The sequence below is a fragment of the Luminiphilus syltensis NOR5-1B genome (genome assembly GCF_000158175.1).
Classification (GTDB): domain Bacteria; phylum Pseudomonadota; class Gammaproteobacteria; order Pseudomonadales; family Halieaceae; genus Luminiphilus; species Luminiphilus syltensis.
On the sequence record NZ_DS999411.1, the window covers coordinates 1,573,045 to 1,595,814 of the forward strand.

General features: G+C 56.0%; 20 protein-coding genes. 2 read left to right on the forward strand and 18 right to left on the reverse strand.

From position 1 onward, the window contains the following. Positions 1–113: 113 nt before the first annotated feature. The 14 genes from NOR51B_RS07005 to rpsU all read right to left on the reverse strand — a co-directional run bounded on the left by NOR51B_RS07005 (position 114) and on the right by rpsU (position 17,644). Positions 114–1,100: a 4Fe-4S dicluster domain-containing protein gene (locus NOR51B_RS07005; protein ID WP_009019003.1), complete on the reverse strand. Its 987-nt coding sequence runs from the start codon at positions 1,098–1,100 to the stop codon at positions 114–116. A gap of 644 nt (positions 1,101–1,744) precedes the next feature. Then, a complete protein-coding gene (locus tag NOR51B_RS07010; RefSeq protein ID WP_009020716.1) occupies positions 1,745–3,562 on the reverse strand; it encodes a hypothetical protein in 1,818 nt (605 codons plus the stop codon). Between the two features lie 22 nt (positions 3,563–3,584). Then, positions 3,585–3,995, reverse strand: coding sequence for a GtrA family protein (locus tag NOR51B_RS14960; RefSeq protein WP_009019037.1), 411 nt, complete (start codon positions 3,993–3,995; stop codon positions 3,585–3,587). Beyond that, positions 3,992–4,924, reverse strand: a complete 933-nt coding sequence (locus NOR51B_RS07020; protein WP_040481900.1) for a glycosyltransferase family 2 protein — start codon at positions 4,922–4,924, stop codon at positions 3,992–3,994. Before NOR51B_RS07020 ends, NOR51B_RS14960 begins: the two co-directional genes overlap by 4 nt. Before the next feature lie 537 nt (positions 4,925–5,461). Further along, positions 5,462–6,832: an NAD-dependent succinate-semialdehyde dehydrogenase gene (locus tag NOR51B_RS07025; RefSeq protein WP_040481901.1), complete on the reverse strand. Its 1,371-nt coding sequence runs from the start codon at positions 6,830–6,832 to the stop codon at positions 5,462–5,464. Next, complete coding sequence (doeA, locus tag NOR51B_RS07030; RefSeq protein WP_009019378.1) at positions 6,798–8,060, reverse strand: ectoine hydrolase; 1,263 nt, start codon at positions 8,058–8,060, stop codon at positions 6,798–6,800. The genes NOR51B_RS07025 and doeA overlap by 35 nt, the downstream gene beginning before the upstream one ends. Beyond that, positions 8,057–9,328 carry an aspartate aminotransferase family protein gene (locus tag NOR51B_RS07035; RefSeq protein ID WP_009020789.1) on the reverse strand — a complete coding sequence of 424 codons (1,272 nt, stop codon included), beginning with the start codon at positions 9,326–9,328 and terminating at the stop codon, positions 8,057–8,059. The genes doeA and NOR51B_RS07035 overlap by 4 nt, the downstream gene beginning before the upstream one ends. 76 nt (positions 9,329–9,404) lie before the next feature. Continuing rightward, positions 9,405–10,568: a N(2)-acetyl-L-2,4-diaminobutanoate deacetylase DoeB2 gene (gene doeB2, locus NOR51B_RS07040; protein WP_009021061.1), complete on the reverse strand. Its 1,164-nt coding sequence runs from the start codon at positions 10,566–10,568 to the stop codon at positions 9,405–9,407. 253 nt (positions 10,569–10,821) lie between these two features. Further along, positions 10,822–11,502: a hypothetical protein gene (locus NOR51B_RS14965; protein WP_009020442.1), complete on the reverse strand. Its 681-nt coding sequence runs from the start codon at positions 11,500–11,502 to the stop codon at positions 10,822–10,824. A 195-nt stretch (positions 11,503–11,697) separates the two neighbouring features. Further along, complete coding sequence (locus tag NOR51B_RS07050) at positions 11,698–12,936, reverse strand: Coenzyme F420 hydrogenase/dehydrogenase, beta subunit C-terminal domain (protein WP_009019920.1); 1,239 nt, start codon at positions 12,934–12,936, stop codon at positions 11,698–11,700. Between the two features lie 8 nt (positions 12,937–12,944). Next, positions 12,945–14,756 (reverse strand): RNA polymerase sigma factor RpoD, encoded by a 1,812-nt coding sequence (rpoD, locus tag NOR51B_RS07055; RefSeq protein WP_009019123.1) that lies wholly within the window; start codon positions 14,754–14,756, stop codon positions 12,945–12,947. Between the two features lie 141 nt (positions 14,757–14,897). Beyond that, positions 14,898–16,799, reverse strand: a complete 1,902-nt coding sequence (gene dnaG / locus NOR51B_RS07060) for a DNA primase (RefSeq protein WP_009019212.1) — start codon at positions 16,797–16,799, stop codon at positions 14,898–14,900. A 171-nt stretch (positions 16,800–16,970) separates the two neighbouring features. Beyond that, entirely contained in the window at positions 16,971–17,420 is a 450-nt protein-coding gene (locus NOR51B_RS07065) for a GatB/YqeY domain-containing protein (protein WP_009020320.1), read from the reverse strand. Positions 17,421–17,428: 8 nt separating this feature from the next. After that, positions 17,429–17,644 (reverse strand): 30S ribosomal protein S21, encoded by a 216-nt coding sequence (gene rpsU, locus NOR51B_RS07070; protein WP_009021038.1) that lies wholly within the window; start codon positions 17,642–17,644, stop codon positions 17,429–17,431. A gap of 157 nt (positions 17,645–17,801) precedes the next feature. On the opposite strand from rpsU, the gene tsaD reads away from it, so the two are divergent. Continuing rightward, positions 17,802–18,842 carry a tRNA (adenosine(37)-N6)-threonylcarbamoyltransferase complex transferase subunit TsaD gene (tsaD, locus tag NOR51B_RS07075; RefSeq protein WP_040481902.1) on the forward strand — a complete coding sequence of 347 codons (1,041 nt, stop codon included), beginning with the start codon at positions 17,802–17,804 and terminating at the stop codon, positions 18,840–18,842. 19 nt (positions 18,843–18,861) lie between these two features. Continuing rightward, positions 18,862–19,218 carry a dihydroneopterin aldolase gene (folB, locus tag NOR51B_RS07080; RefSeq protein ID WP_009019573.1) on the forward strand — a complete coding sequence of 119 codons (357 nt, stop codon included), beginning with the start codon at positions 18,862–18,864 and terminating at the stop codon, positions 19,216–19,218. Here the strand turns inward: folB and NOR51B_RS15855 are convergent. From NOR51B_RS15855 to NOR51B_RS07100, 4 genes are all read right to left on the reverse strand, one after another. Continuing rightward, positions 19,215–20,330: a tRNA nucleotidyltransferase gene (locus NOR51B_RS15855; protein ID WP_009019600.1), complete on the reverse strand. Its 1,116-nt coding sequence runs from the start codon at positions 20,328–20,330 to the stop codon at positions 19,215–19,217. The two genes, folB and NOR51B_RS15855, sit on opposite strands and share 4 nt — an antisense overlap. Before the next feature lie 187 nt (positions 20,331–20,517). Then, complete coding sequence (locus NOR51B_RS07090) at positions 20,518–21,363, reverse strand: symmetrical bis(5'-nucleosyl)-tetraphosphatase (protein ID WP_009021248.1); 846 nt, start codon at positions 21,361–21,363, stop codon at positions 20,518–20,520. Positions 21,364–21,431: 68 nt separating this feature from the next. Further along, complete coding sequence (gene rsmA / locus NOR51B_RS07095) at positions 21,432–22,229, reverse strand: 16S rRNA (adenine(1518)-N(6)/adenine(1519)-N(6))-dimethyltransferase RsmA (protein ID WP_009021010.1); 798 nt, start codon at positions 22,227–22,229, stop codon at positions 21,432–21,434. A gap of 2 nt (positions 22,230–22,231) precedes the next feature. Continuing rightward, positions 22,232–22,645, reverse strand: coding sequence for an H-NS histone family protein (locus NOR51B_RS07100; protein ID WP_009021651.1), 414 nt, complete (start codon positions 22,643–22,645; stop codon positions 22,232–22,234). Between the last annotated feature and the right edge of the window lie 125 nt (positions 22,646–22,770).

The window sequence follows — 22,770 nt, forward strand, 5'->3', positions numbered from 1 at the left end:
CCGCGTTTCTTTACCTCTGAGTTAAACGAAAAAGCCCTGCCTATTGGCGGGGCTTTTTTTATGGGTCAGGTATACGGGTTGGCTGTCCGCCATCTCTCAGACCCGATGCCGTATTAGTCCGGCTTTAAACGCCGCGCCCGTCGGGCGAGCTTTTCAACGAGATTAATGCCCACTCCTGGAAGTGACCAGGGGCATACTGCTATGCAAATTGCACAGCCCGAGGTTTCGGCAAAGAACGGAATACATTTATCAAAGTCCACATACCATTTCTCGCTGCCGCGCACCGTCTTCTTTTCCGGCGTTATGGCAGCGGGTGGACAGGCATTTTCACAGACCCGGCACCGGGAGCAGAAGTCATCGATACCGAATTCGCGGGGGGATGTCGCGGCAAATGGCGCATCGGTCAGTACAGCGCTCAACCGGAACGCCGAGCCAAATTCCGGATTGATAATCGAGCCGTGCTTACCCAATTCGCCGAAGCCACACTCGATGGCCGGTGGAATGAGCAGAATGGTTCCGGTCATCGGCCCCGTCACCGGCTCCGCCTGCCAGCCCTGTTCACGAATCCAGCTCGCTACTTTCTTGGCGGTAACAGCAGCGCGTCCGTACTGGCGGGTGACATCTTTGCCTCCACGCAATGCGGGGACATGCTGAAGCTCCTCATAGTCGTGCTGGAAGGCCAGCATCACCACGTTGGGCAGACTGGTCGCGGCGTGATCAAATATCCACTGGGGCTGAAGGGGAGTCACCCCCGTCATCTCGCAATCACCTGACTGGACAAAATCATCCAGCGCCGCCGTCCATGCCGATTCGCTGTGTTGCTGTTGTACCTCCGCTACCGGTGGCAGTGGTGACAGCACCGCGTCGCGACGATAGGCCCGCAGCGCGATCATCTCCTCATCGGGTTGCTCGTGTTCGTAAAACCATTGCTGGGCCGCCCCAAATTCAGCGCTTTCCATGTCGGGGGCCCACCAGACCATCGTCGGCGGCCGCACCGCCTCTTCCCCCACACCGTTGACGGCATTACCACTGTAATCCTCGGGCAGCAGCGCCAGAAATTCCGGGTTTGGTGTGTAAGGCCGATACGGGTTCTTGGGCATGTGTTACTCCTGCTACCAACTCGCCGGCGCTGCCGTAACCGCCGCGTTAGCTGCTTCTTATTCCTCCTACCCTAAATCTGCGCACGCCAAATTACCAGAGCTGCGGGAGTCGACGCCTGCGGCGCCATAACAATCACCGGCACAAAAAACGCCGACCACCACTTAGAGGCGGGTGCTATCTTGGTTTTATCGCGGCTTCGCGGCTTCGCGGCTTCGCGGGATCAAGGCCTGCGCGATACCATAATTAACGCTCTGGAGAACAGTCGCTGAAAACCAAACCTTATTTCTTGGAATCGGTAATGCAGTCGGGAGTCCTTTTAGCCGCGCGCGTAGCTCCAGCAGGTTCAGCGCTCCCTCAGAGTAGCTCTTCGACGCGCAAAGAGCTCCCGCCCACCTCATCTCGCGGCAGTGCCACATTCGGGATTACTTCGACTGTGCTTGCCGCGATCATTACGGGTGGCTCGGCACCGGTTTACCAGAGCGTCGACGAGCGAACCGGTGAGTACTGCCTCGCCAATGGAGCAACGCGAGTCGCTTTAGTAATCCGCGGCTGAGCCGCCCGGAGCGGCGTCAATAATGTTGGCCAGATTTTCGTCGACTGGCCCATTGTAAATTGGTCCTTGAGTCCAGCTAATGCTTAGGCTTCAGCCTTTGTATGACTTACAACCCCTGCCGGCCTGCGCTACCGACAATAGTCCGGCACCATCATTCCTCCCAAGTTCACATAAAAAGGGCATTTGCTCGATCCGACGATAGAATTTCCTGGACCATGGGAGTTCCAAGTTGACAATAATATTTTGGATATTATGTTCAGCCAGGTAAGGCTGGAACCCATCTTCTTTTTTTGAAGCCTCTAAAAAGTCTTTTAGTCGATAGCGTCCAAAATAATCACCAATTACATTCTGGCCCAGGAGTAAATTCTGATTATCAAGTGCGATTTGGTAGGTTCTGCCGTCACTGCCCGTGATATTCGCGTCTGTAGACCTTAGCAGTGCAAATCCCTCATATCGTTTGGAGTATTTTTCAATCAGAGTGTCCTCGCTTACAAAAATCCACTTACCTGCACTTTTGGCATTCACTAATACAAGCAAAATACATACCGCAGTAAACACGGGTCTCGAGAGCCTGAGCAATCCCCCATGCTTCAAACGCTCGCGAAAGTGATTTGACCAGCTGTATCCAGATATCTTCACCCAGATGAGTCTGAAGACTTCAGCTGAGAGTATTGCCATCAATGGATAAGCAGGGACGAGATACCGCGGATAGCCACTAACGATCATCCAGCTAAGGAACCAGAGATATAGAAGGACCACAGCGTACTTGTATTCTGCGGTTAAGCGTTTCCAGAATATTGGCAGGAACAGGGAGCTGAGGAGGAGCGCGGGAGGCCAATCTCTGACGCCTTCCAGTTGATTGAGCTGGCGATCCATATCTTCAATATTCCATCCCCAGCTACCAAATATAGATGCACCCAGAGGGTGTAAAGGATCCCCCGAGACGACAAAAGCGCGGGCATACCAAAAGCCACAGCTCAAAAAGAATGAAGCCAAGAGGTAAATTCGCGCCGGGTGCGTACGAAGCAAAAAAAAGAAAGCTACCAGTGGAATGGCCAAATAAAGGGCGGCTTGGTACTTGCTTGAGAATGCAGCGCCAGCTAACAAGCCCACAATAATCACGAAATAATTATCGTCATCCGTAAAGTAGCAACGAGCGGCGTACACGCAGCCCGTTACCATACCGCAAAGCACCATATCGACGGTTGCCGTGGCGATAACCGTACCACTCATCGAAGTCGTCCAAATGATCACCACCAAAATTGAGGGCAGTGTAGGAAGTGTCTTTCGCGCCGTATGAAAAATAAGGAAAGCAACCGCGGTGAACGCCAGTGCCGATAAACATTGACCCACTAATAGGGTCCCCGATTGCGACCACCACGCTGCGATTGCTGCGGGTCCCATGGGGAACAATGGATACCTAATCGCCTCGTTAACAACAATACCCCCGCCTTTCCACCAGGCAAGAGTTTGTGGGAGGTGGTACATAATATCGTCCCAGTAGTGGGGACTTTGGAAAGCACGCAGTGCATAGGAGAACACTATGAGCGATACAAGCCACTCGGGCTTGAAAATTTGGTGTTTCATAGTGAAAGCCCGTGGATTCAGACTTTCTGGTGTGCGGGACTCCTTACGCGCGACATAGTGCCTTCTGGCGAGGAAGGCAAAAATTGCCAGAATGCTGAGCAAGAGTGGACTGACTAGGTCGAACTGTCCAAGCCCACCGATTGCAGATGCCAAAACCATCCAGAGCGCTATACCGATAAAGATCGAAAGCGGTATGGTCGCAAACTGATCTTCCTTATGGCGGCGGTAATGCACTAGGCCGCCAGTAGCGGTCACGCCTAGTACAAAGATCAGGAAGGCGACTATCGTTTGCGGCGACATATAAAGTAGTTCTGTAACCATCTCAGTCCTTTGGTTGAGTGCTTCACCTTTCCGACGGCTGAAAAACCCAGTGCTTCATCACCATGTAGTTAAATATCATGGCCGTTCCGGATCCTATTGCGAGTGCCAGTAATAGTTGCCAGACATGATCTGGGAGCAGATATATTGATGTACAAAATACGAGATAATTGATCGTTATTCCCGCGACCTGTCCAAGCACATAATGGAGTAGTCCCTTTCCTTCATCTTTAAAAGTAAAGACCGCATTAATGCGCCAGGTTACGACGACTGCAATGGCAAAAGAGCCGATGCGCCCAAGAAATGGATTGGTAAGCGTCGAAAACAAGTAGAGAAAGACCGCGTCTACTACAAAACCAATAAACCCCGCGATTGAAAAAAGGACAACTTTTTCTAATTCGCTCTCTGATTGCTCTTGCAGAGGGGGTCGGCTCATAGGTCCTTTTCGAACTGCATTTTAGCGCTGTGGCCGATTGAGTCGAGAATGAGCCCTATTGAAAGTGATATGAGTGCGGAGAGCTCCAGACCGGTGGCGAGTATGGCTAGAGGGACATGGTGTACGAAACCTTCGAAGTAATAGTCGAGAACAGGTAGTGTTCCGGCGGCCAGTCCCGCAATAAATAGAATGAGCGCTGTAGCGCCAAAGAAAAACATTGGTCGGTAATATCTAAGTAGCTGCAGGATAACGAATAAAACTCGAGCCCCATCCGGCACGGTCTTAAGCTTGGACTCACTGCCTTCGGGTCGATCTCTAATCTCAATCGGGATCTCGACTATGGTCATGCGCTTATCAAGCGCATGAAGCGTCATATCTGTTTCCAGCTCAAATCCGTTTACGAGAATGGGATAGTTTTTAACAAAACGACGGGTCAGAACGCGGAGTCCACTCATTATGTCATTTAGCTCCGCACCAAATAGCGTATTAACCAGCCATGTCACCAAGCCATTGCCAAAGTTGTGGAGACGTCGCGTATTTTCCTGAAGATAACTGCCAGAGCTATGACGATCACCCACCACCATGTCCGCGTTACGCTCATTCATGCACTGGATAAGTTGCCCAGCTTGCTCGGCAGGATAAGTGAAGTCGGCATCCGACATAATATATATATCGGCATCTATCGTCTTGAAGGCCCTTCGGACCGCGAAACCCTTTCCCTGTTTTGGCTCGGTCAGGACAATCCCTTTAGCACCAAGGCGGTCAAGGGTTTTCCTGGCGATTCGCGCGGTATCGTCTGAGGAATTGTTGTCTACGACCACCAAAAACCCCTCGGGAAGGTTCGCATGGAAGTCTTCCAGCGTTTCGGCAATTGTTAACGCCTCGTTATAGGCTGGTAGTACTACCGCTATCTCTTTGATCGTGTTCATGCCTTTTTCGGTCGAGCAGAAACCGCCTCCACCTGAAGAATGTGGCATAGACCATAGAGAATTGAAAATGAGTCTCTCGAGTATCGGTGTGGAATCTGTGGGTACACGTTCTGCGTCTCCATCGCGCCGATGGGCGCCATTATCTCATCGAGTACACAGTATTGGATTGACACCATTGAAAAATGAGACCAGTACCCATGTTTCCAGTGTAGTTATTTCAGGAACGCTCGTCTATTGATGCCAAGTCGATGCGAGTGAAGATACGAGTCGAGTCGAATAAAAACGGCCTCTCGAAAAGCGATTCCTATACCAGTTTCTCGAGGGCTTGTGCCGATCACTTCACGTAGTAGAAACGGCTGCTTGCGGTAATAAAAAAGCCCGCGATGTCACGGGCTCCATTGGGCGGCAAGCCTACGAGGTCAGTTTCGAGCCTGCTGCAAGCGCTGTTGCAGTGCGAAATCTCCATGCTCCGGCTATATATAGCTAGGTCCGTGTACCTAAGAACAGTATGGATTCCTAGGCTTATCGTCGTTGGCATTAACCCAGCCAGATCTGCTTTGCGTTGACGAACTCATGGATCCCGTGGGGCCCGAGCTCGCGACCGTAACCGGACCGGCCGACACCACCACTGGGTAGCCGGGGGTCAGTTTTTACGATGCCGTTGACGGCGACCTGGCCGGCGTTAATAACCTTAGCCAGCCGTTCGCCCAATGCGCTGTCCCCTGTCCATACGCCCGCTCCGAGACCGTAGTCAGTATCGTTGGCGAGCTCGATCGCGTGGTCGACATCGCGCGCGCGGATAACACTCATTACGGGGCCAAAGGTTTCCTCGCGATAGCAGGTCATTCCTGGCGTTACGTCGGCCAGGAGCGTCACCGGATAAAAGTAACCATCGCCATCGGGTAGCTCGCCACCAAGCAGGCAGCGGGCTCCGGCTTCGATCGATTCGCTCACCTGCCGGTGGAGGTTCGTACGCAAATCATCCCTCGCAATGGGACCAACATCGGTATCTTCCAGTAGCGGGTTGCCGAGTTTGAGTTTGGCAAGGCGCGTCTCAACCATACTCAAGAACTGATCGTAGACGTCATCGACCACGATCACGCGTTTCGCCGCGATGCAGGATTGCCCGGCATTGATAATTCGCGAAAGCGTCGCTACATCGGCGGCGCGTTCCAGGTCGGCATCGTCGAGTACGATAAAGGGATCCGAGCCTCCCAATTCGAGTACGTGGGGTTTAACCTCGCTGGCGGCAGTGCTGGCCACCAACGCACCGGTTCGACTGGAACCGGTGAACGACACGGCGGCAATTCCCGGGTGACGAATAGCGGACTCGACGTGATCATTGGCCAGCGGCAGGTTCACCATCACGCCTGGGGGAACACCGGCGGCGCTAAAGGCATCGGCGATAGCTTTTGCTGACCCCTGAACGTTGGGGTCGTGTTTCATGGCGCAGGTATTACCCGCCATCAAAGCGGGTGCCAGGAAGCGAAAGGCTATCCACAGCGGCGCGTTCCACGGCAGGATGCCCAGGATCGTGCCCAGCGGCTGGTGGTGTACATAGCTTTTTTGGGCGTCGGACTCGAGAACCTGATCGGCGAGATACGCTTCGGCGTGCTCGGCGTAGTGTTCGGCACACCATGCCGATTTCTCGACCTCCGGGCCACCTTCCTTCACCGGCTTGCCCATCTCCTCCGCCATGATTTTCGCGATGTCTGCCTTACGCTTACGAAGCTCGATGGCTACAGCTTTCAGGTACTCACCACGCTCGGTAAAGGAGAGCGCTCGCCAGGAATTTTGCGCGTCATTGGCGCTCGCAATCGCAGCCGATAGAGCGGCGTTATCGAGGGCCTCGTAGGTTGCATGGGTGCTGTTGTTAAACGGATTCGTTGTTTTCAATGATGTCATCATTTTTCACTTCGTTGGATTTCGCAGAGTTCAATGCGGTTACCGTGCTTTTTTTGGTGTTGCCTTTGTTTCCCCGAACTACGAAATCCCGTGGGAAATCGAAAAAGGATTCGCAGCCGTTTTCAGTCACCAGAATAGTGTCGGAAATACCACAGGTTTTATCGCCGTCAATGCCCCACAGCCAGGGGATAACGTGGAAGGTCATTCCCTCTTCGAGGACGGTGGCATCGCCTTGCTTGAGGCTGACGATGTAGCCCTCATCCCAGCTCGGTGGAAACGCGATACCAATCGAGTAGCCCGAACGTGTAATCAGCTGCGCGCCGATATCGTTGGCCTGGATGATGTTGCGTACCATATTGTCGACATCAGAGACGGTCATGCCCGGCTGAACCTGGTCGTGCAGCGCGTTGAGGGCCACTTTCATAAGCTCCTGACCCTTGAACATGGACTCGGACATGTCGCCCATCAGCACCGTGCGCATCATCGCCGTGTGGTAGCGGCGATAACATCCGCCGACTTCGAGGAACACGTGATCATCGGGCTGAATCTCGCGACCTTCCCAAGTCGCATGCCCAATCATGGTGCGCGGACCTGAGGTGACATACGGCATTACCGCAGGGGGCTCGCCGCCGGCGCGGAACATGGCATCGCTGATCGCGGCGCCAATCTCGTTTTCGGTAACGCCAGGCTGGCAGGCATCGATACCGGCGCGCATACCCGCTTCGGTGGCATGGGCCGCTTTGCGCATGATCTCAATTTCAACCGCCGATTTTCGCACTCGACCCTGTTCGACAATACCAAAGCAGTCCATCAGTTTGGCACTGGTCAGCGTCGTGTGTACCCGATCCTGTTGGTATGCAGGGAAGAAATAGCTGTTTCGTTCGTAGCCGATACGTTTCTTATCAAGCCCAAACTCTCTCAGCGCATCGACCAGCATCTGGATGGCATCGCCGGTGTCCGGATAAGGACGCATATGCTCCACCCAGGTGCGGGCCACGATATTCGACGCTTCGAGACTCCGGGTAATCATGAAAGGCTCTTGCTCCAGCGGCACCACCAACGCCTGGAAAAAAGAGTAGCCCGTGGTTTGGTAGTCCGTGAGGTACATGATGTTTTCCGGGTCGCTGATGACCACAGCATCGAGATGACGCTCAGCGATACGCGCCCGCAACTCGTTGAGTCGGCGTTCGTACTCCTCCGGCGGGAAAGTCATGTCATCACGCTTGTTCATGCCGCCTCCGCCAGAGTACTTTCTGTCGCTTCAACCAGGATCTGCAGTCCTGCCTTGAGATCGGCCTCGGATATCGTCAGCGGCGGGATGATCTTGAGTACACGGCCCTCGGAGCCGCAGGCGGTAACCACAAGCCCTTGGGCAAAACAGATATCGATAATCGATCGGGCGCGCACTCCGTCGCCCATATCAAGGCCTGCAACCATACCTTTACCACGCAGCTGGATTCCCGCGTGCTGCGCCAGCGGCGCGAGCGCCTGATTGATGATTTCGGTCTTGGCGTGGACTTCGTTCATCAGCGTGTCGTTATCAAAAAACTTCAGCGCCTCGCGGCCGGCGATAAACGAAATATTCTGACCGCGGAAGGTGCCGGTGTGCTCGCCCGGCTTCCAGTGCTGGTCGTGCTCGGGCTTGACCAGGTTCATTGCCAGCGGTGTGCCAAGACCGCCAATGCCTTTCGCCAGGCAGACAATATCGGGGTCGATATCGATGCCATCAAAGCTGAAGTAATTACCGGTGCGGCCGCAACCCACCTGAATATCATCGACGATCAGCAGCGAGCCAAACTCTTTGGCGATCGCGCCCAGCTTCTCGAGCCAGGCAGCAGAGGCAACATTCACACCACCTTCCGCCTGAATGGTTTCAACCAGGAACGCCGCCGGTGGCTTTATGCCGCTGGATGATTCGCGGTACTTCGCGGCCATATCGTCAAGAGACGCGAGGCCACAACCGAGCTCGCAGCCCTGACAGGGCGTTTCACAACCAAAGGGCATGCGAGCGACATTTTCAAGCGATACACCCGCCGCGTTACGGAACACCTGGTTCGCCGTGCAGGCCAGCGCGCCCAGGGTCATACCGTGGAAGCCCTTGGTGAAAGCCACCACCTCTTCGCGTCCGGTTACCCGACGCGCCAACTTGAGCGCCGCCTCGACCGAATTGGTGCCGGTCGGGCCCATGAATTGCAGTTTATGGGCCATACCGCGCGGTTCGAGAATGGTTTTGGTGAAAGCCTCCATGAAGTCACGCTTGGCCGTGGTATGGAGGTCAAGGCTATGCAGGATGCCCCCCGACTGCAGGTAGTCGACAACGGCTTTTATCATCTGCTCGTTGTTGTGGCCAAAGTTAAGTACGCCCGCACCGGCGAAGAAATCGATATATTCCTTGCCGTCCTCGTCGGTCATTCGCGCGTTCGAGGCTTTATCGAAGACGACGGGGTAAACCCGCGCGTAGGCTCGGATATCAGACTCTCTTTCGGTAAAAATATTCATGGATTTGCGTCCTCGTTTACGGATGAATGAAAGCGTGGGGTGGCCAGCGCGATGGTGCTGCAGCTGTTCGGTAACGTCAGCGGGGTTGCGGCGCACCGGCGAGCTGTGCGAACAGCTGGGTTACGCGGGGTATCAGCGCATCGTTAAAGTCGTAGTGTGGGCTGTGCAGCGGCGCCTGATGCGCTTTTTCGGCATCGGCACCGCCAATGAGCGCAAAGGCGCCGGGGATTTCATCGAGGTAGTAGCTGAAGTCCTCGGAAGCCATGACGGGAGCCACGAAGTCGGATGCCACGGCTTGGCTATCAAACAGTTGCTGCCAGGTCGCGCGCACTGCCCTTGCCGGTTCAGCATGGTTGATGGTCGCCTCGTACCGGGGAAAAATCCGCGTGCGGGCAGCCACCCCGTAGCACGCTGCTGTCTGTGCTGCGATATCGGGTATCAGCGTGTTGACTCGATTGCGCACCTCGCTGTTTGGCACACGGATGCTGCCACTGACCGTGACGGACTGGGGTATTACAGTGGGCGCGCTGGCGCCGTCTATTGACGTCACGCTGACCACGGCCGCCGTTTGGGGCGGTAGTCGTCGTGAAACAATCTGCTGCAAGGCCATGGTCACGGCGCTGGCGGCAAGAATGGTATCGCCCGTGATGTCGGGCTGGCTCGCGTGGCCACCTGAGGAGGTCAAATCGATCTCAAAGGTGCCGTTGCCGGCCATCACAATGCCGTCCGGGCATGCGAGCTGGCCGAGCGGCAGGCCTGGCCAGTTGTGCCAGCCATAGATTTTTTCCACCCCTTCAAGCGCGCCTTCTTCGATCATGGCACGTGCGCCATGCCCGCCCTCTTCGGCGGGCTGGAACAGTAAGGTAATTCGGGATTCAAGCGAAGCTTCGTGAAGCTTGAGCCAGGCGGCAGCCGCCAGTAGGGTGGCAGTGTGGCCGTCGTGGCCGCAGGCATGCATACAACCGGTGCTCTGTGAGCTCCAGTCGACGCCGGAATTTTCGGTGATGGGCAGGGCATCAATGTCGCCACGCAGGGCGATACCCGGTGTTGCACCGTTCGGGTTTACTGTCGCCACTGTCCCGGTGCCCGCGCAGGGGGCCCAGGCGATGCCAAGCTCGGTCAGATGGTGCCTGATGACGCTGGCGGTGTGCTCTTCCTTCCAGGTTAACTCGGGCTGTTGGTGAAGTTCGTGCCGCACATTGGTGGCGAGCGCGATGGTGTTTTGCCAATCGTTTGGCATGTTCCTCCGTAGGGCCTAAAACGTTATCAAACGGCATAAAAAAAGCCGTGTTGCCACAGCTACCCCATATCATCTCAAATTAGAGGTCATTTCTCAAAAGTGCGCCGCCGGGTTTTGTTGGGGTCTAAAGCGTGGATAAAGCTTTAACTGGTAGGCTTTGACACACGTTGTTGGCCCCGCTTGCGCTGTGATTACTCCCTGAAAAACCTACCCTATCAGGGTAGGAAAATACGAATAAAGCGCTGGTCAGCGATCAGGGACTCCCGCTACGTAATTGTTGCGGCGAGGCGATGAGTCGAGCATAGGCGACAAAAGCCAACAGAAAGAAAAGGGGTATAAACAATTCAAGGCACTCCTCGAGTGCCGAGGCATTTTTTACCGTGACGTAATCCAATTCGTAGCCCGTCCAGCCTTTGACTTTACGTCCCAGCCCGTCGACAGATTTTGAAAAGACCATGCACGCGAGCCCCAGAAGAATGCCCCAATGATGCAGCGCCGGGTTAAACAGCCGCTTTACCAGGGGTCTGCCGTGGAGCAGAAGGGTATACACAACGCAGTATATGAGGAGCGCCAGTACCAGCCCACCAATCACTTTTTGCAGTAACGGCACGTCTGGCGATACCAGGAATTTGCTCTTCAACACCCCCATTGTCGTAAAGCGTTTGTCGAAATCGAGTTCCCGCATGGCAAAGAAAGCGATCAGAAGAAGCAGATAGTGGTATTGCTTGATATAGCGATTGCTGAAAATCACGATGGCGTAGATGAGAACAACAATATAGCCCGCCGCCGAAAGCCCCTCGATGGGGCCGCCCTCACGCAGGAGTTGGGTGCGTTCAGCCAGCGGCATCGTATAGATGATGCTGGTAGTGATAATGGCGAGTATCACGGTAAACACGTAGGCAAATTTGATGCCTGTGGTGGAGGGTGCTGACATGGTAATTCCAAGACCGAGGCCGACCCCGTCAGTTTACGCGCTGGGACGGGAATTCATAGTGACCTCTTGGATGCGGCACTTGGGATGGGCTGCCGGCGCCTCCCGGTCCATGCTCATCAGCGCCGGCGTTGTTGACGTCACGGGGCAACGAACCTTGAGATTAGCGTGCTATTTGTCACGCACGGGGTGGAGGCGCTACGTGTCCCCGCTGTTATCAGAGGCTATGAGTTCATCGCGTTCGCTTTCTCGCGCGACCTCGCCGGGTTCAGGGGTGATGTCGTAGGGGGCGGTCAGTGTCCAGATGTAATCCGGGAGCATGTGACGCATGCGTTTGGGCGCTTCCCGCCTGAGGTGTAACACGCTCTCGGCAGCTTTCATTTCAAGTCGCGTACGCGCAAATTCCAGCCCCTTGGGGCCAGTAATGGGCATAAGCCTGGCGACTATCGGACGCAGCCATCCGGGCATTCGACGGAGAGGCAGGCCACCGCAGGCGCGGCGGGTGTTTTCGATAAAACCGGCGACGGCGCTCCGGCGATTCCCGGAAGAGGTGGGGGGGGCCAGTACCAGTTCGTCTTCTATCAGTGACAACAGTTCAACGCCCCGTGGGTTCCGTGTTATCAGCCACTGCTCTCCACTACCACCCATGTACCCGACAGTAATATCGGCGAGCGCATTGGTGTAATCGACACAGGTGCGGCAGGTCAGCGGAAAGAAGTCCTTAGGAAGGTCGGCGATCGGTAGCATCAAAAAGGGAATACGCCGTTTTCTGCCGTCGGTGAAACGGAGTTCAACGTGAAAGTCGGGTAAAAATTCGAGGTAGGTAATGTCCTCGGGTTTGTCGTCGAGCTTCTCAAGAAAATGATGAAAATTCTCGGTGGTGGTGTTGTCAGAGCAGGGGGTGCCGATCACGTACAGTCGTTCCAGCCCCAGCTCCTCTTCAAGTGCCCTCAGCGCGTAGATCTGGCAGGGTATGCCGATAACGGCGAGGCGGCGGTGCCCTGCGGCGATAGCCGGTTCAAGCAAGGCCAGCAGGGGGGCATAACCCATGCGCATGCCGCGGCAGCCGGCCATAGCGTCGGGCTCAGTGATAAGCCGGGGCTGCGGCTTCCAGGAATCTTCAGGGTCGGGACCAATACAGAGTACTCCCGAGACCGCTTCGGTCTCGAGTAACTTCTGGCCGATCAGCGTGGTGATACCGGTCCATTGGGCATTCTCGGCAGGAGGATTCCGACGTGCCCGAAGCATGGCGCGGGTGACGCCAAAGAAGCGCTCGTCGCCGCGTTCGAGATCCCGTGTGCGACCGTGCACACGTTGCTCCAGAGCGGCGTAGTCAGGCCGAATGAACTGGCAGGCCCGACCACATCGATCGGGGTCTTCGGTGCGGCTGATACCGCAGTCGGTGCACAGGTTACGGTGCGGTGCGGCGGTAGTCACGACGAGTATTACTCGTCGAGAAAGCTACGCAGGTAGTCCGAGCGGGTGGGGTGTCGAAGTTTACGCAGCGCTTTCGCCTCTATCTGACGGATACGCTCGCGGGTGACATCAAACTGCTTGCCGACTTCCTCAAGTGTATGGTCGGTGTTCATATCGATGCCAAAGCGCATGCGCAGTACCTTGGCTTCACGAGCCGTCAGCCCGGCGAGCACGTCGGTGGTGGCTTCCGTGAGTCCCTCTTCGGTTGCGGAGTCTACGGGGCTGGCAATGGTCACGTCTTCGATGAAGTCGCCCAGGCTGGAGTCCTCGTCGTCGCCGATCGGGGTCTCCATGGAGATCGGTTCCTTGGCAATCTTGAGCACTTTACGCACCTTGTCCTCGGGCATCTCCATGCGTTCGCCGAGCTCTTCGGGGGTCGGTTCACGGCCCATTTCCTGGAGCATCTGGCGCGATATACGGTTGAGTTTGTTGATGGTCTCGATCATGTGTACCGGTATGCGAATCGTGCGCGCCTGATCCGCAATCGAGCGGGTAATCGCCTGGCGTATCCACCACGTCGCGTAGGTCGAGAACTTATAGCCGCGCCGGTATTCAAATTTGTCCACCGCCTTCATCAGGCCGATATTGCCTTCCTGAATCAGATCGAGGAATTGCAGACCGCGGTTGGTGTATTTCTTGGCGATCGAAATAACCAGGCGCAGGTTGGCTTCCACCATTTCCTTCTTGGCGCGCCGGGCCCGGGCTTCCCCCATCGACATTCGGCGATTGATCTCTTTGATTTCCGCGACGGTCAGGCCGATCTCATCTTCGACAGCACCGATACGACGTTGCAGTCGTTGAATTTCGTCTTTGTGCAGGCTGATGCGGGCGCCGAGCTCTTTTTTGCGCATGACGCGCGATACCCAGCGCGAGTCGCTCTCAGACCCCTGGAAGCTCTTGATGAAATCCTTGCGGTCCATGCGGCATTCACGCACCACGATTCGCATAATCTCGCGTTCCTGCTCCCGTACAATTTGCAGCGCAGTCCGAGGTGCCTCAACCAGCGGATCAAAAACACGCGGGGTTAACTTGAAGAACTTGAACAGCTCGCCGAGCTTGTCCATCTCCGCGATGGCCTTTTTAGACTGACGACTCTCGGCTGCCAACACCTTTTCGGTACGGGTGCATTGACGCTTGAGCGCAGTGAAGCGCTTCTTGGCCTCAATGGGATCCGGGCCGGTATCGGGGGCCTCATCGTCGTCGGTCTTGTTTTTTGCAGCTGCCGTCTGCTCGGCAATCTCCTGGGCGGAGGGGACATGGTCGGCCGGATCGAGATAACCGACCAGAATATCGGCGAGCTTTCGCTCCTCCTTGGTGACAAGGTCGTATTCTTCAGTCAGGCGCCGCGCGACACCGGGGTAGTGCGCCATGGCGGCCATGAGTTCGCGGATGCCCTCTTCAATGCGCTTGGCGATAACAATCTCGCCTTCACGGGTCAGGAGCTCGACGGTACCCATCTCGCGCATGTACATACGCACCGGATCCGTGGTGCGACCCGCTTCATTTTCAACCGCTGCGAGAGCGGCGGCGGCCTCTGCCGCGGCGATTTCGTCGGCGGAGCGATCGCCTTCGGTCAATATGAGTTCGTCGGCGTCGGGCGCCTGTTCGAAGACCTGAATCCCCATGTCGTTGATCATCTGGATGATGTCTTCGACCTGATCCGGTTCGGATATATCCTGTGGCAGATGGTCGTTGACCTCGGAGTAGGTGAGGTAGCCCTGCTCCTTACCCTTGGCTATAAGTGCTTTTAATCGTGACTGTTTGTGCACTCGCTCAGACATTCGTAACCCTACGCATTTCGCAACTAAATAAGTTCGCGATTGTAGCTCTTTGAGATCGGATCAGCCACGACCCGAGGATGATTTGGGCAAAAAACGGACATTTTTGCCGTTCTTACCGGCGATAGCAGCGGATCACCCCGATCAGCTGCGCCCTTTGAGGGTGCGCAACTGTCGCGTGATCGCCATAAGCTCCTGTTTTTCGTCGGTGTCCAGGTCGGCGAAGGGCTTGGCTTTCAGTGCCCGCAGCCGTTCATTCAGGCTCACCGCCTGTCGATGGTTTCTGACCTGGTCGAGCAGTCCGGTAAACAGCGCGTCGAGCCCGGCATCTTCGATCAGTGTTTCTCGACCCGAGTAGTCTGCCAGCCGTTGACCATCGCTGGTGCCATACCAGTAACCGAGCAGGGCAGCGGACGAAATCTGGGGATTTTCATGAATATGGTTTGCCAACTCGCGCAGCAAGGTGAGGTCTTCGTGGCTGCCGTCGACGAGCTCGCCAGTGTCGAGGTCTTTTGCCAATACGGGTTTCAGGACGGTCAGGCCCAGCAGGCGTTGTACCGCGCTATGAACCCGGGGGTCCAGCGCGGGTCCTGTCCGTTCGGCGTTGGACTCTGCCTCGTCAAATTGCTGGCCCGTGGGCTCCCAGTCACCGTCTTCCAGAGGCGGCGCGTCAAACGGCGGTGGCGTCAGCTCGGATTCAGCCATGACGGGGCCGGATGTTGGCCGCTGTTCGGGGGTTGGCGGTGGTGCCTGCAGGCGCTTCAGGCTGTCGAGGTCTATCCCGGTTCTTCGCGCCAGATCCTGGTACATCAGCTCCTTGAAAACACCATCGGGTAACCGCTGCAAAAACGGTGCGGCGAGTTTGGATAGGCGCGCGCGACCGTCCATGGTCGCCACATCCATGGCCTCTGACAGATGGTCAAACAGATAGGTCTCGAGTGGTGCGGCGCCATTAAAACGCGCTTCGATGAAATCGCGACCTTTCTTTCGCACCAGGGTGTCGGGGTCTTCTCCCTCATCGAGAAACAAAAACCGCGCCTGTCGCCCGTCCTGCATGACCGGGAGCGCCGATTCCAGGGCGCGAAACGCGGCCTTGCGGCCCGCGTCGTCCCCATCAAAGCAAAAGATAACTTCGGGAACGAGGCGGTAAAGTCGCTCCAGATGGGCTTCTGATGTGGCGGTGCCGAGGGTGGCAACGGCATAGCCGATACCATGCTGTGCCAGTGCAATAACATCCATGTACCCCTCGACTACCACAATGCGCTCGAGACGATTGTTGTACTTGCGTGCCTGATAAAGCCCGTAAAGCTCTCGGGATTTATGAAATACCGGTGTCTCGGGGGAATTCAGGTATTTGGGTTTGTCATCACCGAGCACCCTGCCGCCGAAGGCGATCACTCGACCGCGTTGGTCGAGGATCGGAAAGATCACGCGTTCGCGAAAGCGGTCGTATACCCGATCGCGATCATTTTTGATGAGCATGCCGCATTTCAGCAAGCGTTCCTGCTCGGCCTCACTTTGCCCGCAGGCGGCGATCAGGTTGTCCCACCCGGGAGGCGCATAGCCCAGGCGAAAGGCCTTGGCGATTTCACCGGTTAGGCCGCGGGACTTTAAATAGTCGACCGCCGACCCGGCCGCCGGATGTTGGCGCAGGCTGCGTTCGTAGAATTGGGCGGATTGTTCCAGTGATTCGTACAGCGGCTTGTTGCTGTCGGCAGAGTTGGCAGCACTGCCTGGTCGTGCCTCCTCGCGCGGGACTTCAAGCCCCGCTGACTGGGCGAGGTTCTCCACTGCCTCCGGAAAGTCGAGTTTTTCGTAATCCATAACGAAACCGATCGCGTTACCACCGGCGCCGCAGCCAAAGCAGTAGAAAAACTGCTTTTCCGGATTAACGCTGAAGGAGGGGGTCTTTTCGTCGTGAAACGGACAGCATGCAGAGTAGTTCTTGCCGGTTTTCCGCAGCTTGACGCGCCGGTCGATCACATCAACGATGTCGAGACGGTCGAGCAGGTCATCCAGAAATTTTTGCGGGATTCTACCGGCCACGGATTACACCTCGCGGCTGATGCCGCGTTCCGGGGTGTCGAGAGCGGGGTGATGCCATTGGAAAATCACAGTGAAACATCCGGTGGCTAAAAGTAGGTAGACGTCTACCTTAGCGCCTTGGGACGATTCAGGGGAGAGTAAACGTAGTGCAAAGTCGCGGTGCGTCTCCGCTCAGCCGTTCAGCTTCGCCTTAACGAGCTTCGAGACCTCGCCCATATCGGCGCGGCCCTGAAGTTGCGGTTTGAGCTTCCCCATAAGGGGGCCCATGGCGGCCATTCCGGTAGCCTCAATGCTCGCGAGAGCGTCGTCGATCATTGCCGCAATTTCATCGGACCCAAGCTGTGCGGGGAGGTAGTCCTGAATAACCGCGATCTCCGATTTCTCCTGATCCGCGAGTTCGGTACGGCCGGCGTCTTCATACTGCCGGATTGAGTCCCGGCGCTGCTTGACCATTTTGTCGAGGATACTGAGGGCGCGTTCATCATCGATTTCGATGCGTTCATCGACCTCTATGCGCTTGAACTCAGACTGAATGAGTCTGATGGTGCCGAGGCGCGCCTTGTCACGCGCCTTCATGGCGGCTTTCATATCCGCCTTGACGGTAGCGACGATATCGCTCACGTCGGTGCTCAGTAGAGACGCTGGCGCTTACGGTTTTCGCGCGACATCTTCTTCAAGTGGCGCTTCACGGCAGCGGCGGCCGCGCGCTTGCGCACGGTCGTTGGCTTCTCGTAGTGCTCACGCTTGCGAACTTCCGCAAGCAATCCGGCTTTCTCGCAGGAGCGCTTGAAACGACGCAATGCGACGTCAAACGGCTCATTTTCCTTTACCTTAACTGAAGGCATTCATTCGTTCCTGTAGCGGGTTATTTACGGCTGCTTTTTAGCCAGTAACAGCCATTGATTTCAGAGGGCGCGAAGTATAGGCGCAGCGGGGGGATTTTGCAAAGGCGGCTAACATGTTAATTTCTCGCACCTTTTTCGCTTATGTGGGGGCGTTTTAGTGCGAGTTCTGGGTATCGAGACATCCTGTGACGAAACGGGCGTGGCAATTTACGATACCGCGCGCGGACTGCTGGCGGACGCGCTCTTCAGTCAGGTCGCCATTCATGCCGAGTATGGGGGCGTGGTTCCTGAGCTTGCGTCGAGAGACCATATCCGTAAAACGCTGCCCTTGGTCGATAAAGTGCTGGCTGAGGCGGAGTTGCTCAAGACGGATATCGATGGCATCGCTTACACGGCGGGCCCGGGCCTGGTAGGGGCTCTGATGGTAGGCGCCACACTGGGTCGTTCGATGGCCAGGGGGTTGGGGGTGCCGAGTCTCGGTATCCACCATATGGAGGGTCATTTGCTGGCTCCCATGTTGGCCGATGAGCCGCCCCAGTGGCCCTTTGTTGCGCTTCTGGTCAGCGGCGGGCATACGCAGCTTGTCAGGGTGGATGGTCTCGGGCGCTACAAGCTGCTGGGTGAATCACTTGATGATGCTGCCGGCGAAGCCTTTGATAAAACAGCAAAAATGTTGGAACTGGGCTACCCCGGTGGGCCCGCGGTGGCCGCGCTGGCAGAGCAGGGTAATCCCGCTCGTTTCGACTTTCCCCGCCCAATGGTTAAACGGCCAGGACTGGATTTCAGTTTCTCGGGATTAAAAACCCACACCCGAACAACCATCGCCGCCGAGGGGAAAAAGCCGCAGGGTTTGACTGACATCGATAAGGCGGATATTGCCCGCGCTTTTGAGTCGGCGGTTGTGGATACGCTGGTTATCAAGTGCCGGCGAGCCCTTAAACAGGAGGGGCTCAGGACATTGGTAATGGCCGGGGGTGTCAGTGCCAATAAGCGCCTCCGAGCAGCCCTCACTGAAAAGCTGGGACCCGAGGGGATGGGTGTTTATTACCCGGCACCGTCATTGTGCACCGATAATGGCGCCATGATTGCCTACGCCGGTGCCCAGCGTATGGTCGCCGGGGAGCGTGACACCGACGATACCGATGTGCGGGCGCGATGGCCGATGACAGAACTTGCGCCGCCATCGCAAGCGGCTTGATTTCGTTTCGGAGTTGACTATGGATATTGTGTTCATCAAAGGTCTGCGCGCCGATGCCGTGATCGGGGTTTGCGATTGGGAGCGGGGTATCCGGCAGGAATTGGTTTTTGATGTGGAGCTCGGTGCCGATTTCGCACGCGCTGAACAAACCGATGCCCTTGCCGATGCGATCGATTACGGTGCGGTCTCCGAACGCATCAAGCAGATCGTGGTCGGTTCCCAATTCCAGCTTTTGGAGGCATTGGCAGGTGTGATTGCTACGGCGTTGGTGGATGAGTTCGGAATTCCCTGGTTCAGGCTGCGTGTTGCCAAGCCGGGTGCCGTTCCTGAGGCGCAAAGCGTTGGGGTTGTAATAGAGCGGGGGGTGCGCACTTAATCGCGCCGCGCTTCGAGTCCCTCCTGAGACACCAGGACGTCTTCAATCGCGGCGATTTGACGGTGGGCTATTGCGGCGCCGATCTCCGGCCCCGAAAGGCCCTCATTGGTGATATCCCTGGCGCTGATGGAGCGCGCTGAATTTGCCACTAGCCGCAGTCTTTCGGCAGGCGCGTAGGCGGCAGGGTGATGGCCATTCAGCGCGGCCACCGTTTCGCAAAATCCTGAAAAGGGCTCTTCTCGACGTAACGCGTCGAGTGCTTTCAGTAATCGAAGTAGCTCACTGGCGTCATTTGAATCTATCGAGCTGCGGTGCTTGATAATGGCGGCGCTCAGCGCGGCCACGCGTTTTGGTGTCTTGAACTGCCGGTTGATGTGCTCAGCGCGTGTCGCGTCGAGCTGGGACAGTAGCGCGGCCCAGCGGCACTCGGTACGCGACGTCCATTGACTGGCATTTTTTAGACGGTCGATATCTGCAACGCCAATATCGGGTATGAGCTGCTCGAGCGCCCCGCAGGAGTCCAGCACCCTGAAGAAGACCTCGGGGCTCTTTTCCGCCAGGGCGCGCTCGGTCTCCACCCAGATTCGTTCCACCGACAGGTGCGCAAGCTCACCCTCCGTAACAAGCGTGCGCATCAGGTCAGTCGTTTCGGAAGCGACCTTGAAGTTGAGATGGTGATAGCGCGCGGCGAAGCGCGCGACTCGCAGAACGCGCAGTGGATCCTCGACAAAGTGGGGTGAAACGTGTCGTAACACCCGCGCTTGAAGGTCCCGCTGGCCCCCATAGGGATCGATAACTTCTCCCTTTTCGGACATTGCCATGGCGTTAATGGTCAAATCCCGTCGTTGCAGGTCCTCCTCGAGGGTTACCGAGGGGTCCGCATGAACTTCGAAGCCGTGATAACCCCGTCCTGACTTGCGCTCGGTGCGCGCCAGGGCGTACTCGTCCTTGGTATCGGGGTGCAGAAAAACCGGGAAATCCCTGCCGACCTGGGTGAAGCCTTGCTCAAGCATATGCTCGGCGGTAGCACCGACGACCACCCAGTCGGTTTCGTGGAAGGCGTAATCCAGTAGTTGGTCGCGAACGGCGCCGCCGACTTTATAGACTTGCATGATATCGCTCGGGAATCGCTATCATGTTGCTGGGGTGTATGGTTGCCGGATTTCCGAGGCCCAGAATCCATTGCTCAGGTTTCGAATAACGCGCTGATCGTTGCTGCTGGAGACTCCCGATGCCTGCCACTGTAAATCCCTACTGGTTATCGATGTCTGGTTGGTAGTGGAGCGTAATGAGTAGCGCTTAGCAAGCGGCGGTGTGTCGCGCTCCTGTCTGCAGGTTCATCAGAGTCATACAACCACCCCACACGCATCCCGTATCGAGGCCTATGAATTGGTGGTCTTGGGTGACGCCACTCAGCGCCGCCCAGTGCCCAAAAACAACACACTCATCGGCCTCAAGTTTATTGGGCTGAGCAAACCAGGCGTTCACGGTTTTCCCGCTGAGTGCACCGACTCGAGGAGTGGCTTCTTTACTGACAAAATCGAGTTTCGCCCGGCGCGAGCAATAACGCATTCGCGTTAAATAGTTGGTTATCACCCGTAACCGGGCCATTCCTTTCAGGTGATCACTCCAGACGTAGGGTTCATTGCCATACATGGCCTTGAGAAACTGTCGATAATCCGGCCCGCGAAGCACCGTTTCAACCTCACGTGCATGCTCGGCCGCCTGTTCGCTGGTCCATACAGGAGGGATTCCCGCATGGACCAGAATACCGGCCCCATAGGTCTGCTGCTCATTGGTGATAGGCAGGCTACCACGATGCAGTAGCGGCTGATGGCGCAGCCAGTGGAGAAGGGTGTCGCGATCGGGCGCGTCGAGAATATCCTGAAGATTGTCGGAGCGGCCGTGAGTGGCTGAATTTGCTGCGATGGCCAGTAAGTGCAGATCGTGGTTTCCGAGAACCACGGTGACGCTGTCTCGATGATCATGAAACCAGCGGAGGCTGGCGAGGTTCTCGGGACCACGGTTAACAAGATCACCGGTAGACCAGAGGTGGTCTTTTTTTGGGTTGAAGCCCACCTGTTTCAGGAGCTTTTTCAGCGGCCGAAGACAACCCTGAATATCGCCGACAGCGTAATGAGTCATAGCAGTTCCGTTTTACCTGTAACTCCGACTTACTGCGTCAGCCCTGTATGCGAATGCACGGCGACAGACTACATTAGCGATGCCAATGACACAAAGTCGGCCAGTGCTAGTGACTCGGCGCGGGCATTAGGGTCGATACCCAAAGCCTCCAGCGCACTGTCATCAATAATCCCCTTGAAATTGTTTCTCAGGGTCTTTCGGCGCTGGGCAAAGGCGTGGCGAGTGACAGTGCGCAGCGCTACCGGATCGCACGCTTTGTACGGCGAGGAGTGATGTGGTCTTAGCGACACCACAGCTGATTGCACTTTAGGTGCCGGATAAAAAGACTCGGGAGGAACATCGATAAGATGGGTCACCTGACAAAGATACTGCGCCATGACACCGACACGTCCCCAGTGCTTGCTGCCCGGTGCGGCGGAGAGCCTTTGCACCACTTCAAGCTGAAGCATAAAATGCATGTCGCGGATAATGTCGATGTTCTCCAGCAATTTGAAGATCAGCGGTGTTGAAATGTTATACGGCAAATTGCCCACAACGCGCAGCTTCTCTTCGGACACCCGTAATTGGCTGAAATCGAAGTTGAGTGCATCGGCTGAATGTAGAGCGAAATTGCTGTAAATACTGAAACTCGCCAGCAACACCGCGGTTAGATCTCGATCGAGTTCGATAGCGTCGTAGGCGCATTCCGTGGAGATGAGCGCCTGGGTCAGTGCGCCTTCGCCGGGTCCTATTTCGACCAGATGGTCGCCCGGCTGAGGATTGATGGCCTGCGCGATAGCATCGATCACCGATTGATCGCGCAAAAAGTTCTGCCCAAAGCGTTTTCGAGGTTTGTGGCCGAGCCGCCCCTGGCGAGAATCCGACATTGTCAGATCAGGCAGCTATCGAGGTCGCCTCCGTTCTCCATAAACTCACGAAATACGATGGGGGTTCTCCCGCGACCGGTCCACTGGTGAGTTTCGCCGGCAACGGTTATCTCATACTTGGGCGGTACCGGGCCTCGCTTACCCGATCGCTTACCGGATTTCTTCCTCGTCGCGACTTTGCGTTTTTTACCCGCCAATTCGGCGGCTTCGCTGGCGGTAACACCTAACTTCTTCATCATCGACTGCAGTTTCTTAAGATCTGCCGCGCGGCGCTTATCTTCCCGTGTTTTTTCTTTCACCTCGATTTGTTTGGCGGCGGCAGTCAAATTCGCAATCGCACTTTTTAATTCGACGAGTGACAGATCTTTGGCAGCATTTCGCGCTGCGGTTTTCGATTTGGCGATAGCAGAAAGCACAATTTATTTCCAATTAAATTAAACAGGATGGTTTATAAAACAAATCCACTCTATTTTAAAGTAGAGGTTTCTATTGCGACAGCAGTGATTGAAAATAGCGGTTAAAAATAAAATATTAAATAAAG

Bases quoted from the DNA above. Each gene is read 5' to 3' on its own strand.
- NOR51B_RS07005 (WP_009019003.1), bottom strand. From the start codon at position 1,100: ATGCCCAAGAACCCGTATCGGCCTTACACACCAAACCCGGAATTTCTG.
- NOR51B_RS07010 (WP_009020716.1), bottom strand. From the start codon at position 3,562: ATGGTTACAGAACTACTTTATATGTCGCCGCAAACGATAGTCGCCTTC.
- NOR51B_RS14960 (WP_009019037.1), bottom strand. From the start codon at position 3,995: ATGAGCCGACCCCCTCTGCAAGAGCAATCAGAGAGCGAATTAGAAAAA.
- NOR51B_RS07020 (WP_040481900.1), bottom strand. From the start codon at position 4,924: ATGAACACGATCAAAGAGATAGCGGTAGTACTACCAGCCTATAACGAG.
- NOR51B_RS07025 (WP_040481901.1), bottom strand. From the start codon at position 6,832: ATGATGACATCATTGAAAACAACGAATCCGTTTAACAACAGCACCCAT.
- doeA (WP_009019378.1), bottom strand. From the start codon at position 8,060: ATGAACAAGCGTGATGACATGACTTTCCCGCCGGAGGAGTACGAACGC.
- NOR51B_RS07035 (WP_009020789.1), bottom strand. From the start codon at position 9,328: ATGAATATTTTTACCGAAAGAGAGTCTGATATCCGAGCCTACGCGCGG.
- doeB2 (WP_009021061.1), bottom strand. From the start codon at position 10,568: ATGCCAAACGATTGGCAAAACACCATCGCGCTCGCCACCAATGTGCGG.
- NOR51B_RS14965 (WP_009020442.1), bottom strand. From the start codon at position 11,502: ATGTCAGCACCCTCCACCACAGGCATCAAATTTGCCTACGTGTTTACC.
- rpoD (WP_009019123.1), bottom strand. From the start codon at position 14,756: ATGTCTGAGCGAGTGCACAAACAGTCACGATTAAAAGCACTTATAGCC.
- rpsU (WP_009021038.1), bottom strand. From the start codon at position 17,644: ATGCCTTCAGTTAAGGTAAAGGAAAATGAGCCGTTTGACGTCGCATTG.
- folB (WP_009019573.1), top strand. From the start codon at position 18,862: ATGGATATTGTGTTCATCAAAGGTCTGCGCGCCGATGCCGTGATCGGG.
- NOR51B_RS15855 (WP_009019600.1), bottom strand. From the start codon at position 20,330: ATGCAAGTCTATAAAGTCGGCGGCGCCGTTCGCGACCAACTACTGGAT.
- NOR51B_RS07090 (WP_009021248.1), bottom strand. From the start codon at position 21,363: ATGACTCATTACGCTGTCGGCGATATTCAGGGTTGTCTTCGGCCGCTG.
- rsmA (WP_009021010.1), bottom strand. From the start codon at position 22,229: ATGTCGGATTCTCGCCAGGGGCGGCTCGGCCACAAACCTCGAAAACGC.